Source organism: Methylobacillus sp. MM3 (genome assembly GCF_001645185.1).
Lineage (GTDB): Bacteria > Pseudomonadota > Gammaproteobacteria > Burkholderiales > Methylophilaceae > MM2.
Map to the genome: position 1 here is coordinate 300,587 of NZ_LXTQ01000001.1, position 13,648 is coordinate 314,234.

The window sequence follows — 13,648 nt, forward strand, 5'->3', positions numbered from 1 at the left end:
TGGGTTCAGCCTGTGATGAGTCGGTTGATATCGTTATATAAGGCGCATGCCATCAGTAATCCCAGCAGCGCAAATCCTATTTTCTGCCCGATTTCCATGGCACGTTCTGAAACGGGGCTACCCTTCAGAAATTCGACCATATAATACATTAAATGCCCGCCGTCCAAAACCGGAATGGGAAGCAAATTCAGCACTCCCAGGCTGATGCTGACCAACGCCAGAAAGGTCAGAAATGCTTTCCATCCGACCTGGGCACTCTGCCCTGCATAACTCGCAATAGTGACCGGGCCGCTGACACCTTTCCATGAAATCGCGCCGGTCAGCATATTGCCCAACATCTTGAGGCTGAATATGGAGGTATCCCATGTTTTGCCGATGGCTTGCGACAATGCCGGCAAAGGAGCATAGCGGATTTCGACCAGCAGTTGGTCGAGCTCGTGCTGCTCCATGCGATAAGCCGCGCCAATACGGCCGATCGTCCTGCCGCCTTCCTTGACCGCATCGGGCGTAACTGACAGCATGACTTCCTGGTTGGCACGCTTCGCTTTCAGACTCAACGCACGGCCCGGATTCTCACGCACCATGCTGACAAAGGATTCCCAATCGAAAATTGGAGCACCATTCACCGAAACAATTTGATCACCAACCTGGAGCCCGCCCCGTTGTGCGGCTCCGTCTTCGATAATCTCCCCCACTCGCGCAGGCATTGCCGGCTGATATGGCGTCAGCCCCAATTGATCGAGAACGTCGCGCTCGGGATCATCGTGTGCAAGGCCGGAAAGATCGAGACGATGGAGATGGGTTTCGCTGGTGCCGCTGGTAGCTTCGATTTCAACGCTTGATGATTTCATCGACTGCTGCAGTATCAGCCAACGCACATCCTGCCAGGATCCAACCGGATCGTCGCCGATCTTGCGCACGACTTCGCCGGGTTTCATGCTCGCATGCGCCGCCGCACTGCCTGCGGGAACATCGCCGACAATCGGTTTCAGCCCCGTTACTCCGCTCATGAAGAGTATCCAGTACAGCGCAACCGCCAATAGAAGATTCGCCAGCGGCCCGGCCACGACGATAGCCATTCGCCTCCAGACCGGTTGACGATTGAACGCACGCGGCAGATCCTCTTCTGCCACAGGAGCTTCGCGTTCATCCAGCATGCGCACATAGCCGCCCAGGGGAAACGCAGCCAGAATGAATTCAGTGCCATCCCGCCCGAACGATCTTTTATAGAGCGCGCGGCCGAACCCGATGGAAAATTGCAGAACCTTGACGCCGCAAAGCCTGGCGACCAGATAATGACCGTACTCATGTATGGTGATCAGCACACCCAGCGTAAACAGGAATGCAAATAGCGTCAGCATCAGACGCAGGCCTCGATCCAGGACATTGCAACCTGACGCGCCTCTTGATCAACGGCAATCAGATCTTCCAGTTGCAGCACCTCGCCCACGGATACCGAACAAAGCGTATCCTCGATCAGACGGGGAATATCCATGAAAGCGATCTTGTCAGCCAAAAACGCTTGAACGGCGACTTCGTTGGCCGCATTCAGGATAGCCGGTGCCGTATCGCCGCGTTGCAGCGCTTCGAACGCCAGCCGCAAGCAAGGGAATCGGACAGTATCCGGCGCCTCGAAATCCAACCTGGCGATCTTGAAAAGGTCCAGTGCCCCTACCCCACTGGAAATACGTTCCGGATATCCGAGCGCATAGGCGATGGGAGTACGCATATCCGGATTGCCAAGCTGGGCGAGCACGGAGCCGTCCATGTATTCCACCATGGAATGAATCACACTTTGCGGATGAATCACCACTTCGATTTTCGAAGGCGTCGCCGCAAACAGCCAGTGCGCCTCGATGACCTCCAGGCCTTTATTCATCAGTGTGGCCGAGTCGATGGTAATCTTGGGCCCCATCACCCAGTTCGGGTGATTCAGTGCCTGCGCCGGAGTGACTTGCGACAGCTCATCCATCGTCGCCTTGCGGAAAGGTCCGCCGGAAGCGGTCAGTAAGATCTTGCTGACGCCTGCGGCCTCCAGCCCATCGGGTGCATTCGCGGGCATGACCTGGAAAATCGCGTTGTGCTCGCTGTCGATCGGAAGCAAGGTTGCGCCGCCGGTTCGCACGGCATCCATGAATAGCCGGCCGGACATCACCAGCGTTTCCTTGTTTGCCAGCAGCACCCTCTTGCCGGCACGCGCTGCGGCAAGCGCCGGACGCAAGCCGGCTGCCCCGACTATCGCCGCCATCACGGCATCGACTTCGGGCAAGGAGGAAACAAGCTCAAGGGCATCCGGACCGCATAAAACCTCAGTCGCCAGGCCTTCCCTCCGCAACTGTCCCCGCAGGGTTTCCGCGGCATCGGCATTCAGGACAACCGCATAAACGGGATTGAATTGTCGGCATTGCTCCAACAATGGTTCGATACGCGAATTCGCCGTCAGGGCATAAGCGCGAAAACGCTGGGGGTGGCGCGCGATCACATCCAGTGTGTTGACACCAATGGTGCCGGTCGAGCCGAGAATGGTGATGTTCTGTATCTTGGTCATGCCTGGCTCAGTATGGCGTGATAAACGGGAAAATAGAAGAGCGCCAAAGGCAGCGTGGAAGTCAAACCGTCAATCCGGTCAAGCACGCCGCCATGGCCCGGCAGCAGGTTTCCGCTATCCTTGAGGCCGGCCTGACGCTTCAGCAAGGATTCGAACAAGTCGCCAACGATGCTCAGTATTGTCAGCATCAACAGGCCCGCAACCAGCCAATAACTCAAATCGAAAGCCGCGCTCAATCCCACGCCATAAAGCGCAACGCCCAGCAATGCACCCGCCACGCCTTCCCATGTTTTTCCGGGACTAATGGCCGGGGCAAGCTTGCGCCGGCCGAATTTTTTTCCGGCGAAATATGCCGCGGTATCTGCAACCCAAACCGTCATCATCACAGCAAGCAGCAATAAAGGACTCACACGCCGCAAGCCATCCAGCGCAATCCAGGTAGGCAGCAACACGAGCAATCCGACAACAGCCATGAATATCTGGCTTTTTATCTGATGGCGAACGACCAGCCAGCCAGGCACCATCACCACCCAGAAGAGTGTCAGGATGCCGACCAGCCATAAATCCAGCTGCCCATCGCCGAGCATGCCGAAATTGGTATATTTCCACAGCAGAAACGCGCCAAGCATGATCGTTATGCCGATAAAAGTACGGGTGGCGGCAGGTTTCAGGCGAATCAGCACAGCCCATTCCCACGCCCCCATGCAGATGACCGCCAGCATCAGCAGCGACCATTGAAAATCGGACAGATAGAACAAGGCAGCCAGGAAAAGCACGAACAGCACCAGAGCCGTTCCGATTCGCTGCTTAAGCATTGCTGGCTACCTGTTCGCTGGTGCGACCGAAACGGCGTTCGCGCTGACGATAGGATTGCAATGAGTGGCTGAATGCGTGCTCGTCGAAGTCGGGCCAGAGCGTATCCGTGAAATAGAGCTCGGTATACGCCAATTGCCATAACAGGAAATTGCTGATGCGTTTTTCTCCGCCGGTGCGTATGAACAAATCCGGTTCGGGAGCGTAATGCATGGAAAGGTAATCCGCCAAATCGCTTTCCGAAAAGCCATTCACCAGTTCTGGCCTGGCGTGAATCATGCGCTGGACAGCTTGATGAATATCCCAGCGTCCGCCGTAATTGGCGGCAATGGTCAAGGTCAGACGCGTATTGTGCTGGGTAAGTTTTTCAGCCTCGTGAATTTCCTTGAGCAATTGCGGATCGAAACGTGAGCGATCGCCTATCAACACCAGTCGGATGTGATTCTGGTGCAATTTAACGACTTCGCGCTTGAGGGCCTCCATGAAAAGCCCCATCAGGAACTTGACTTCATCGGGCGGCCTGCGCCAATTCTCGCTACTGAAGGCAAACAGGGTCAGGTATTCAACCCCAAGATTGACGCATTGCTTGACCACATCCCGCACCGTTTCGACACCGCGCTTGTGGCCCATGACGCGAGGGAGAAAGCGTTTCTTGGCCCAACGCCCGTTACCGTCCATGATGATGGCGATATGGCGCGGTACCTCGGGCGACTCGGGAATATCTTGTGTGGAACTGGCGAAGAGAGCCAAGGCTACCCTTTCAACAGAATAATTGTAGTGCAGTCAGACAAGGGAAAATCAAGCAGATTCACCCGAGTCTGACCTAGATTGCCATCAGATCCGCTTCTTTGGCCTGAAGTGCCTTGTCCACTTCTGCGACATATTTGTCGGTCAGCTTCTGGATTTCATCCTGTGCGCGGCGCTCATCATCCTCGCTGATTTCCTTGTCCTTGAGCAGCTTCTTGAGCTGGTCGTTGGCATCGCGGCGCACATTGCGCACCGAAACCTTGGCATCTTCGCCTTCGCCACGCACCACCTTGATCAGATCGCGCCGGCGCTCTTCGGTCAGTGCGGGCATGGGCACGCGTATCATGTCGCCACTGTTGGACGGATTGAGGCCGAGGTCGGAATCGCGAATGGCTTTTTCAATCTTGGCCAGCATCGGCTTTTCCCACACCTGCACGGTAATCGTGCGGGCATCCGCGAGCCCAACGCTGCCCACCTGTCCGATAGGCACCATGCTGCCGTAATACTCGACCATCACGTGATCGAGCAAACCCGTGTGAGCGCGGCCGGTGCGTACCTTGCCAAGATCGCCCTTCAGCACTTCAAGAGCGCGTTGCATCTTTTGTTCTGCGGTTTTCTTGATGTCATTCAGCATGTCGGTCTCCTCAAAAACTAGGGTAGCACATGCGTGCCTTCATCTTCGCCCATCACCACACGCTTCAGCGCGCCCTGCTTGAAGATGCTGAACACGCAAATCGGCAGCTTCTGGTCGCGGCACAATGTCAGCGCGGTAGCATCCATCACCTTGAGATTCTTGATAATGGCTTCGTCGAACGTCAATGTCTTGTAACGCATCGCATCCGGATGTGTTTTTGGATCATCGGTATAGACACCGTCCACCTTGGTTGCCTTCAATACGATGTCGGCATTCATTTCCATGCCGCGCAGCGCGGCGGCAGTGTCGGTGGTAAAGAATGGATTGCCGGTACCTGCACCGAAAATGACCACGCGGCCTTCTTCCAGATAGCGGATAGCCTTGCCGCGAATATAAGGTTCGGCCACCTGCTCGATGGTCAGCGCGGATTGAACCCGGCTCACCAGACCGATCTGACGCATCGCGTCTTGCAACGCCAATGCATTCATGACGGTAGCCATCATGCCCATGTAATCGGCCGTGGCGCGATCCATGCCGGCAGCTGCCGGCGCAACGCCACGAAAAATATTGCCCCCGCCAATCACCACCCCGACTTCGACGCCGAGATCGACCACTTCCTTGATTTCGGCAACGATGCGCTCGATGGTGGCGCGGTTGATACCATAGCTGTCGTCGCCCATCAGGGCTTCGCCAGACAGCTTGAGCAGAATGCGTTTGAAGGCGGGGGTCGTCATGCGCGGATTATACCTTGGCAGCAGCAGCTACTTCGGCAGCGAAATCCGTTACTTTCTTCTCGATGCCTTCGCCTACGACGTACATCGTGAAGCCTGCAACGCTGGCTCCCTTGGATTTCAGCAATTGCTCGATGGTTTGCTTGCCATCTTCGGCTTTGACGAACACCTGGTTCAGCAGGGTCACGTCCTTCAGGAACTTCTGCACGGTACCTTCGGCGATCTTTTCCAGCATCGTTTCCGGCTTGCCGGCTTCCTTGGCCTTCTCGATTGCTACGCGGCGCTCGGACTCGATCAGCGCGGCATCAACGCCGGATGCATCCAGCGATTTCGGCTTGGCTGCGGCGATGTGCATCGCGATATCCTTGGCCAGCACTTCATCACCGCCCACCAGGTCCACCAGTACGCCGATCTTGCCGCCGTGCACGTAGCTGGACAGCTTGCCTTGCGCCGGAACGCGCACGAAACGGCGCACGGTCATGTTTTCGCCGATCTTGCCGACCAGCTGCGCACGCACTTCGTCAGCAGTCGCGTCACCGATCTTCAGCGCGGACAGCGCTTCGACGTCAGCGGGATTATTGTTGGCGACCAGATCAGCCAGGTTGCGGGTCAGCGCCAGGAAGTCGTCGTTCTTGGCAACGAAATCGGTTTCGCAATTGACTTCAACCATGGAACCCAGCTTGCCGTCGGCGCTGATATAGATGCCGACGGTGCCTTCTGCGGCAACACGACCGGCGGCCTTGCTGGCCTTGTTGCCGAAACGCACGCGCAGGATTTCTTCCGCGCGGGTCATGTCGCCTTCGGCTTCGGTCAGTGCTTTCTTGCAATCCATCATGGGAGCATCGGTGCGCTCGCGCAGCTCTTTCACCATGCCTGCGGTAATTTCCGCCATAATCTTCTCCTTACAAAATTCGGATCCCCGGTCACCCGGGAAAATCTAAAAAGTCCCGCAACTCGCGGGTACAAAAAAGGGGCTTAACGCCCCTTTTTCAGGGTTTACTCTGCTGCCGGCTCTTCGACGAATTCTTCTTCAACACCCGCCTTGACGATTTCGTTCAAGGACTGGCTGCGGCCTTCCAGCACTGCATCGGCAATGCCGCGGGCATACAGGCGGATTGCACGGCTGGAGTCGTCGTTACCGGGGATGACGTAAGCCACGCCTTCCGGAGAATTGTTGGTATCGACAATGCCGATCACCGGAATGCCGAGCTTGCCGGCTTCGGTCACGGCACCGGACTCATGGCCGACGTCGATGATGAAGATGGCATCGGGCAGGCCGCCCATTTCCTTGATGCCGCCGATGGAGCGTTCGAGCTTTTCGATTTCGCGCTTGTAGCCGAGGATTTCCTTCTTGCCGAGGCGTTCGAAGCTGCCGTCTTCCATCATGGCCTGATAGTCGGACAGGCGCTTGATGGATTGCTTGACTGTCTTGAAGTTGGTCAGCATGCCGCCTAGCCAGCGATGGTTGACGTATGCGCAACCGGCGCGAGCAGCTTCTTCCTTGACGATGTCGCGCGCCTGGCGCTTGGTGCCGACGAACAGGATGCGGCCCTTGTTAGCGGCCAGCTGACGCACGTACTTGAGCGCGTCTTCGAACATCGGCAGGGTTTTTTCGAGGTTGACGATATGGATCTTGTTACGGTCGCCGAAAATAAACGGCGCCATACGAGGGTTCCAGTAACGGGTCTGGTGGCCGAAGTGCACACCAGCTTCCAGCATTTGACGCATGGTCACGGACATTTTTACTCTCCTGTATAAGGTTAAGCCTCCACACGCCCCCAGAAACCCGATATGGGCACCCTATACGTGAGCGTGTGTGGGAATTTCCCGTTCAAATTAAACGGGCGGCGTATGCTACCATAAACGCCTTATTCCATTCAAGGCAAAACCCCAGGAAACCAGCGGCAATCACTCATGTCCATTACCATTAAAAACGACACTGATATCGAAAAAATGCGCATCGCGGGAAAACTCGCTTCCGAGGTGCTCGATTATATTACTCCATTCGTCAAGCCGGGCGTGACCACCGGCGAACTGGACAAGCTCTGCCACGACTACATGGTCAGTGTTCAGGGCACGATCCCCGCTCCGCTCAACTATGCCCCGCCAGGCCACATCCCTTATCCGAAATCGATCTGCACTTCGGTCAACCAGCAGGTCTGCCACGGTGTGCCGGGCGAGAAAATCCTGAAGAGCGGCGACATCGTCAATCTGGATATCACCGTGATCAAGGACGGATATCACGGCGACACCAGCCGCATGTTCTGCGTCGGTACGCCTTCGATTCAGGCCAAGCGCTTGTGCGACATCACCTACGAATGCATGTGGCTGGGCATCGCTCAGGTCCGCCCCGGCGCCACGCTGGGCGATATCGGCCACGTCATCCAGAAGCATGCCGAAGACAGCGGCTATTCCGTGGTGCGCGAATTCTGCGGTCACGGCATCGGCAAGAAGTTCCATGAAGACCCGCAAGTGCTGCACTACGGCAGGCCCGGCACCGGGCTCAAGCTGCAGCAGGGCATGATGTTCACCATCGAGCCCATGATCAACGCCGGCAAGCGCGATATCCGCCAGCTGGGCGACGGGTGGAGCATTGTTACCAAGGACCGCAGCCTGTCGGCGCAATGGGAACATACCATCCTGGTCACTGCCGACGGCTATGAGGTCATGACATTATCGGCCGGATCGCCGCCCCCGCCCGCTTTCATCCGCACCTAAAATCTTGAGCAAGGGCATCGATTACTGGCGCCAACGGCTTCAATCCCGCCAGTCCGAATTGCGCAATGCATTCACCGGCGTGGCCGATACGGCGCGCCTGTTGAAACAGCACTCCCGTCTGGTCGATGATCTATTGCGCGATTTGTGGCAGCAAACGGCAATACCACACAACCTTTGCTTGTGCGCAGTGGGTGGCTATGGACGGGGCGAGTTGTTTCCCTACTCCGACGTCGATTTGCTGATCCTGCTGCCCAACGATCACGACGCGGCGTTCGACAAACAACTCGAACCGTTGATCGGGATGTTCTGGGATATCGGCCTCGCAGTCGGCCACAGCGTCCGTTCGCTGGAAGAATGTCTGGATGAAGCCGCGCGCGACGTCACGGTACGCACCAACCTGCTCGAAGCGCGGCACATTGTCGGCGACAAGACGCTGTTCCATGGCATGCAATCGCAACTCTTCTCGCAGCTCAAGCCTGAAGAGTTCCTGCATGACAAGATGCTGGAGCAAAAGCAGCGCCATGCCCGCTTTAACGACACCGCTTACAACCTCGAACCCAACGTCAAGGAAAGCCCCGGCGGGCTGCGCGACCTGCAAAACATTCTGTGGATCAGCCATGCCGCAGGTTTGGGGAACAACTGGGGCGCGCTCGCCGAAAATGGCCTGATCACGCACAAGGAAGCTCGCCAGATTCGCCGCCAGGAGCTCTTCATGCAGATGCTGCGCACGCGGCTGCATTATCTGGCGCGACGCCGCGAAGATCGCCTGCTCTTTGATTTCCAGAACGAACTCGCGCAGCAGCTCGATCTGGTAGCCACCCCCAAAAAGCGTGCGAGCGAGCAAATGATGCAGCGCTTCTATCGCAGCGCCAAATTCATTCGCTTGATGAATGAAATATTGTTGCAGGCATTGCAAGAGCGCATCCTGCCGCATCAACCCATGCCCGTTCTCATCAACCCCCGCTTCCATGCGCATAACGGCTTGCTGGAAACGCGCCTTCCCACTTTGCTGCAGCAAGAGCCGAGCGCCATTCTTGAAAGCTTCCTGCTTTTACAGCAGCATCCCGAACTCCAAGGTTTCAGCGCTGGCATGCTGCGCAACCTTTGGCGGGTGAAAAACCTGGTCAATCGCGATTTCCGCATGGATGTGCGCAACCGTCGGCTTTTCATGGAAATACTGCGCCAGCCGCGCGGATTGACTGCCGTACTGCGCCAGATGAATCGCTACGGCATCCTGGGCCGCTACATTCCTGCTTTCGGACGCATCGAGGGGCAGATGCAGCATGATCTGTTCCATGTCTATACCGTAGACGAGCATATTCTCAATGTATTGCGCAATCTGCGTCGCTTCCTGCTTCCCGAGCACGCACATGAGTTCCCTTTATGCAGCCGCTTGATGGCGTCCTTCGACAAGCCGGAACTGCTTTATCTCGCTGCACTTTTCCATGATATTGCCAAGGGGCGCGGCGGTGACCACTCGACGCTGGGGACCGTCGACGCGCGACGTTTTTGCAAGCATCATGGATTACCCAAGGAAGATGCGACCTTGGTCGCATGGCTGGTCGAGCAACACCTGGTGATGTCCAGAACCGCACAAAAATCGGACTTGAGCGATCCCTCGGTGATCGAGAACTTTGCCGGCATCGTAGGAACCGAGTACCGGCTCACAGCGCTATACCTGCTGACCGTCGCCGACATCCGCGGCACCAGCCCGGCAGTGTGGAATGCGTGGAAGGCCAAGCTGCTGGAAAATCTCTTTCTTTCCACGCGCCGTCTCATACAAGGCAGTTCGTCCAATCCGGATGCAGAAGTAGCGGCACGCCAGCAGCAAGCGGCCGAGCGCTTGAGCCATTACGCCGTCATGCCCGGTTCATACAAGGAGCTTTGGGAAAAATTCGGCCGTAATTATTTCTTGCGCCACGAAAGCCACGAAATAGGCTGGCATACACGACTTCTGCTTGCTCACATGAACACCGAGAAACCGATTGTGCGCGCCCGGCTCAGCCCGGCGGGCGACGGCATCCAGGTGATGATTTATACGCATGACCGCGACGATCTGTTTGCGCGCATTTGCGGCTTTTTCGAGCGTGCCGGCTATAACATCGTCGAAGCGCGAATCTATACCACGCTGCACGGTTATGCGCTGGACAGCTTTCTGGTGCTCGACGAAAGCAGCAATGCCGTACGCTATCGCGATCTATTGAGTTACATCGAATACGAACTGGCACAGCAACTGGAAAGTGAAAAAGGTCCGCTGGAGCCGCTGGAAGGTCGCGTCAGTCGACAGCTGAAGCACTTTCCGATCAAACCCATCGTCACGCTTGAAGCGGAAAAAGCCGGAAACAATCACCAATTGTCCATCGTGGCAGGCGATCGTCCCGGCCTGCTGTCGCGTATCGCTCAATGCCTGCTGCGCAATAAGATCCAGTTGCATACGGCCAAGATCATCACGCTAGGAAATCGTGCCGAAGATACTTTCCTGATTTCCGGCCAGCATGGCGAACGCTTGCCGAGTGATGTCGTTGAAGTACTGGAAGCCGAGTTAACCAGGCAGCTTTGAACCGGGATCTGGAGGCATTAACGCGGCGTCGATGCCGTGCTCCAGCCGATAAATCCATGCCAGCAACTCGGCAACCGCCATATAGAGCTCCGGTGGAATATGCTGATCGAGATCGATCTGCATCAGCATCGACACCAGCTCCGGAGATTCGTGTACGTAAACACCGGCATCCTTCGCCCGCTCGATAATCACCTGCGCCAGCAAGCCTCGCCCCTTAGCCACGACCTTGGGAGCTGCCTGCCCGGACTGGTAGGCCAATGCAACAGCCAACTGCCGAGAGTCCTTACTCATGGCGGATATTAACCCCGGCCAATGAAATCCCCGACGCTTCATAACGCTCCGCCAGGTTCGCTTGTGCGCTGCGCATGCGCTCAACACTGGCGTCGTTATCCGCCGCGATATCGATCTGGATCGAGCCATTGACGAACGCGAGCTTGGCGCTGACACCGCCCAGCAAAGGCAGCTGCAGATTCAGCCGTGTATGCCAATGCGCAGTTTCCTGCTCGCCTTCCTGCCGGCGCGCAGCATCCTCCTCGATTTCCCATTTCATTTCCTGGCCGGGCCATACCTGGCCTTGCCAGACGATCTGACGGCTATCCAGGGTCTGTAATTGCTGCTGCACGATCTGCATGGATTGCGGGTGTACCGGCTCCGATTTTGCCGCTTCGGCACTCAACGCTCCGGCTGCAAGAGCTCCGGCCTCGGCGGCCTTGCTCGACAAAATCTGCCTGGCATCCAGAGCCAACCCGCCTTTTTGCGCATCGGCCTGATCAAGCAACGGCGACAGCCGGCCCTGAGGCTCCTGCAGTAGTGAATCAATATTTCGCTCCCCGCTCAGCCATTGCACCTGATGCGATTCATAGAACAACCCACTCTGCGAAACCGCCTGACGCAGCGACTGGGCCAACACCGCCGTATCGGAGGGCGGCATAGTCATCACCGGCGCCGCTTTTCCGGCTTGCGCCGCCTGCCCGGCCTCTCCGCCCTTTTGCAGCAGCGACCCGATGAACTTGGCCGTATCGCTGAGCGAGACAGGCGTATTGGCCGGCAGCGTATTCGCCAGATCGCGCGTCAAGGCAAAGGTCATGCGCGGGCTGGACGACAAATACGTCAATTCAAGCGTATCGCCGGCCTGGGTATTGCGTGGAAGATTGAGGTCCAGAACCTGATCGCCGACTCTTACTTCAAAACGGCCATTCGGCAGGCTTGCCAGCACGTGCGCAGGCAAGCGCTGCCCCGGCGTCCACTCCGGCGTCTCCATGGCGTTTTGCGCCACTTCGATCAAAGGTGGCGCCGAAGTCTTGATCAGCAGTTGCAGCTGATTCTGGATATCGTTATGTATCATTCATGCGGCCCATGCATGGAAACGATCAACTCCGCCTCTCCGCGCGAAATGCCGCAGCTTTCCGAAATTGTGTTCACGTTGCGGCCTTGGCGGGCCATCTGAATGGCTCGGGTATATGGAGTAATTTCCGGAGTATTTTTCACAGCGTTTTCTGCCTGCAATTGCCGGATGAGTTGCTCCAGCGCGGCAACGCGGCTTTCCAGGTTTTCGATTTCGCGACGCCACTCGGCCTCGGAGCCATGTTTGACGGGCTCCGGCTGCCGGCGCTTGCGCAAAATGCCCCCGCCGGTGCGCATCAGCAACAGCATCTCGGCGATATAAACCGCAAGAATCAGCGCGACCACAATAAGTAGCTCGCGCCAGGTAATGATTATGCTTTCCACTATGTTTTCTCAACCCAACCATGCGCCGTATCCGAACACGCTCCGGACATGGAAAATCGCCTGTAAATTCAACAGCCAGCTTATCACATCATGCGTAATCGTCGACATGCCCGCGATCAAGGACATCCGGCTTGGGCTGGACGGATTCCGGCTGCCGCGGCTTGCGCCGACGCGGCGCCTGCCGGAAATCGTCTTTGGCGGGAGGATGTTTGAAAGGCGGGATGGGAAGATGGTAATCGTGAATGGAATCTACCGGATCCGTCGCCGCCTGCCGCAGGAGCTCCGCCGACGTGAATTGCTCCGCGTTAGAGACCGCGACACCCATCACTATCACTGTATGAGAGATCATTACTCCCCTCCTCGTGCCTATTACTGTCAAATTGCGGGATCATTGCCATCGCTGGCTTCTAGAACGGGAATAGACAGGAAAACTTGAGGGGATATTGCGAAATTTTTGGCGGAAGCGGTGAGATTCGAACTCACGGTAGGCTCGCACCTACGGCGGTTTTCAAGACCGCTGCCTTAAACCACTCGGCCACGCTTCCAGTTGACTGTTGTCGTTAACATAATGGCATCGACAACGGCCGGCATTTTAGCACAGCCGATCAATCGTCCTGTATAGCCTGCCCCGGAAATAATACGTCCGTGTAACCGAAACTGCGCAAATCCTCGATCCGCATCGGATAAAGAACACCATCCAGGTGATCGCATTCATGCTGGACAACACGTGCATGAAATCCGCTGGCGATACGGTCGATGGGTTGGCCGTACTGATCGACGCCGGTGTAATGCACGCGGGCATGACGCGGCACGATGCCGCGTAAACCGGGAACGGACAGGCAGCCTTCCCAGCCATCTTCCATTTCACTTCCCAAAGGCGTGACTTTCGGATTGATAAGCACGGTGTAAGGTACCTGCTCGGCATCTGGATAACGCGGATTCTTGCCGATGCCGAAAATCACCACGCGCAGGCTCTCGCCAATCTGCGGAGCAGCGATGCCGGCACCGTCCATGGCTTCCATCGTGTCGTGCATGTCCCGGATCAATGCATGCAGCTCCGGCACATCGAAGCGCTCCACTTCCGCCGCGCGTTGCCACAACAGGGGATCACCCATCTTTAATACGGTTCTGACAGCCATCTGTGTTCCTATGCCAAAAAGATGTTTCCA

15 protein-coding genes and 1 tRNA gene are annotated in these 13,648 nt (G+C 56.8%); 2 read left to right on the forward strand and 14 right to left on the reverse strand.

Translation table 11 applies throughout. From position 1 onward, the window contains the following. Positions 1 to 5: 5 nt before the first annotated feature. From rseP to rpsB, 8 genes are all read right to left on the reverse strand, one after another. Positions 6 to 1,361, reverse strand: a complete 1,356-nt coding sequence (rseP, locus tag A7976_RS01420; protein ID WP_067106040.1) for an RIP metalloprotease RseP — start codon at positions 1,359 to 1,361, stop codon at positions 6 to 8. Then, complete coding sequence (gene ispC / locus A7976_RS01425; RefSeq protein ID WP_067106042.1) at positions 1,361 to 2,548, reverse strand: 1-deoxy-D-xylulose-5-phosphate reductoisomerase; 1,188 nt, start codon at positions 2,546 to 2,548, stop codon at positions 1,361 to 1,363. Before ispC ends, rseP begins: the two co-directional genes overlap by 1 nt. Further along, positions 2,545 to 3,363 (reverse strand): phosphatidate cytidylyltransferase, encoded by an 819-nt coding sequence (locus A7976_RS01430; RefSeq protein WP_067106045.1) that lies wholly within the window; start codon positions 3,361 to 3,363, stop codon positions 2,545 to 2,547. The genes ispC and A7976_RS01430 overlap by 4 nt, the downstream gene beginning before the upstream one ends. Beyond that, complete coding sequence (locus A7976_RS01435) at positions 3,356 to 4,111, reverse strand: isoprenyl transferase (protein ID WP_067106047.1); 756 nt, start codon at positions 4,109 to 4,111, stop codon at positions 3,356 to 3,358. The genes A7976_RS01430 and A7976_RS01435 overlap by 8 nt, the downstream gene beginning before the upstream one ends. 73 nt (positions 4,112 to 4,184) lie before the next feature. Continuing rightward, positions 4,185 to 4,742, reverse strand: coding sequence for a ribosome recycling factor (gene frr / locus A7976_RS01440; RefSeq protein ID WP_067106049.1), 558 nt, complete (start codon positions 4,740 to 4,742; stop codon positions 4,185 to 4,187). 17 nt (positions 4,743 to 4,759) lie between these two features. Then, positions 4,760 to 5,476 carry a UMP kinase gene (gene pyrH, locus A7976_RS01445; RefSeq protein ID WP_067106051.1) on the reverse strand — a complete coding sequence of 239 codons (717 nt, stop codon included), beginning with the start codon at positions 5,474 to 5,476 and terminating at the stop codon, positions 4,760 to 4,762. Positions 5,477 to 5,483: 7 nt separating this feature from the next. Beyond that, the gene (tsf, locus tag A7976_RS01450) at positions 5,484 to 6,365 is read right to left on the reverse strand and encodes a translation elongation factor Ts (RefSeq protein ID WP_067106053.1); all 882 of its coding nucleotides are present in this window, start codon (positions 6,363 to 6,365) and stop codon (positions 5,484 to 5,486) included. Between the two features lie 104 nt (positions 6,366 to 6,469). After that, entirely contained in the window at positions 6,470 to 7,213 is a 744-nt protein-coding gene (gene rpsB / locus A7976_RS01455) for a 30S ribosomal protein S2 (RefSeq protein ID WP_067106055.1), read from the reverse strand. 174 nt (positions 7,214 to 7,387) lie between these two features. On the opposite strand from rpsB, the gene map reads away from it, so the two are divergent. Beyond that, positions 7,388 to 8,191, forward strand: a complete 804-nt coding sequence (map, locus tag A7976_RS01460) for a type I methionyl aminopeptidase (protein ID WP_067106057.1) — start codon at positions 7,388 to 7,390, stop codon at positions 8,189 to 8,191. A gap of 4 nt (positions 8,192 to 8,195) precedes the next feature. Beyond that, positions 8,196 to 10,751, forward strand: coding sequence for a [protein-PII] uridylyltransferase (locus A7976_RS01465; protein WP_240483761.1), 2,556 nt, complete (start codon positions 8,196 to 8,198; stop codon positions 10,749 to 10,751). On the opposite strand, the gene A7976_RS01470 is transcribed toward A7976_RS01465, so the two are convergent. From A7976_RS01470 to def, 6 genes are all read right to left on the reverse strand, one after another. After that, positions 10,734 to 11,042 (reverse strand): EscU/YscU/HrcU family type III secretion system export apparatus switch protein, encoded by a 309-nt coding sequence (locus tag A7976_RS01470; protein ID WP_067106061.1) that lies wholly within the window; start codon positions 11,040 to 11,042, stop codon positions 10,734 to 10,736. The two genes, A7976_RS01465 and A7976_RS01470, sit on opposite strands and share 18 nt — an antisense overlap. Then, complete coding sequence (locus tag A7976_RS01475) at positions 11,035 to 12,096, reverse strand: flagellar hook-length control protein FliK (RefSeq protein WP_067106063.1); 1,062 nt, start codon at positions 12,094 to 12,096, stop codon at positions 11,035 to 11,037. Before A7976_RS01475 ends, A7976_RS01470 begins: the two co-directional genes overlap by 8 nt. Continuing rightward, positions 12,093 to 12,479, reverse strand: a complete 387-nt coding sequence (locus tag A7976_RS01480) for a DUF2802 domain-containing protein (RefSeq protein WP_067106065.1) — start codon at positions 12,477 to 12,479, stop codon at positions 12,093 to 12,095. Before A7976_RS01480 ends, A7976_RS01475 begins: the two co-directional genes overlap by 4 nt. Positions 12,480 to 12,567: 88 nt before the next feature. Next, the gene (locus A7976_RS01485) at positions 12,568 to 12,828 is read right to left on the reverse strand and encodes a hypothetical protein (RefSeq protein ID WP_131800983.1); all 261 of its coding nucleotides are present in this window, start codon (positions 12,826 to 12,828) and stop codon (positions 12,568 to 12,570) included. Positions 12,829 to 12,934: 106 nt separating this feature from the next. Beyond that, positions 12,935 to 13,024, reverse strand: a tRNA-Ser gene (locus A7976_RS01490). A 60-nt stretch (positions 13,025 to 13,084) separates the two neighbouring features. Beyond that, positions 13,085 to 13,618: a peptide deformylase gene (def, locus tag A7976_RS01495; protein WP_067106068.1), complete on the reverse strand. Its 534-nt coding sequence runs from the start codon at positions 13,616 to 13,618 to the stop codon at positions 13,085 to 13,087. Positions 13,619 to 13,648 lie beyond the last annotated feature (30 nt).

What these genes read in the sequence shown, in the direction of transcription:
- rseP (WP_067106040.1), bottom strand. Translation starts at nt 1,361, where the DNA reads ATGCTGACGCTATTTGCATTCCTGTTTACGCTGGGTGTGCTGATCACC.
- ispC (WP_067106042.1), bottom strand. Translation starts at nt 2,548, where the DNA reads ATGACCAAGATACAGAACATCACCATTCTCGGCTCGACCGGCACCATT.
- A7976_RS01430 (WP_067106045.1), bottom strand. Translation starts at nt 3,363, where the DNA reads ATGCTTAAGCAGCGAATCGGAACGGCTCTGGTGCTGTTCGTGCTTTTC.
- frr (WP_067106049.1), bottom strand. Translation starts at nt 4,742, where the DNA reads ATGCTGAATGACATCAAGAAAACCGCAGAACAAAAGATGCAACGCGCT.
- pyrH (WP_067106051.1), bottom strand. Translation starts at nt 5,476, where the DNA reads ATGACGACCCCCGCCTTCAAACGCATTCTGCTCAAGCTGTCTGGCGAA.
- tsf (WP_067106053.1), bottom strand. Translation starts at nt 6,365, where the DNA reads ATGGCGGAAATTACCGCAGGCATGGTGAAAGAGCTGCGCGAGCGCACC.
- rpsB (WP_067106055.1), bottom strand. Translation starts at nt 7,213, where the DNA reads ATGTCCGTGACCATGCGTCAAATGCTGGAAGCTGGTGTGCACTTCGGC.
- map (WP_067106057.1), top strand. Translation starts at nt 7,388, where the DNA reads ATGTCCATTACCATTAAAAACGACACTGATATCGAAAAAATGCGCATC.
- A7976_RS01470 (WP_067106061.1), bottom strand. Translation starts at nt 11,042, where the DNA reads ATGAGTAAGGACTCTCGGCAGTTGGCTGTTGCATTGGCCTACCAGTCC.
- A7976_RS01475 (WP_067106063.1), bottom strand. Translation starts at nt 12,096, where the DNA reads ATGATACATAACGATATCCAGAATCAGCTGCAACTGCTGATCAAGACT.
- A7976_RS01485 (WP_131800983.1), bottom strand. Translation starts at nt 12,828, where the DNA reads ATGATCTCTCATACAGTGATAGTGATGGGTGTCGCGGTCTCTAACGCG.
- def (WP_067106068.1), bottom strand. Translation starts at nt 13,618, where the DNA reads ATGGCTGTCAGAACCGTATTAAAGATGGGTGATCCCCTGTTGTGGCAA.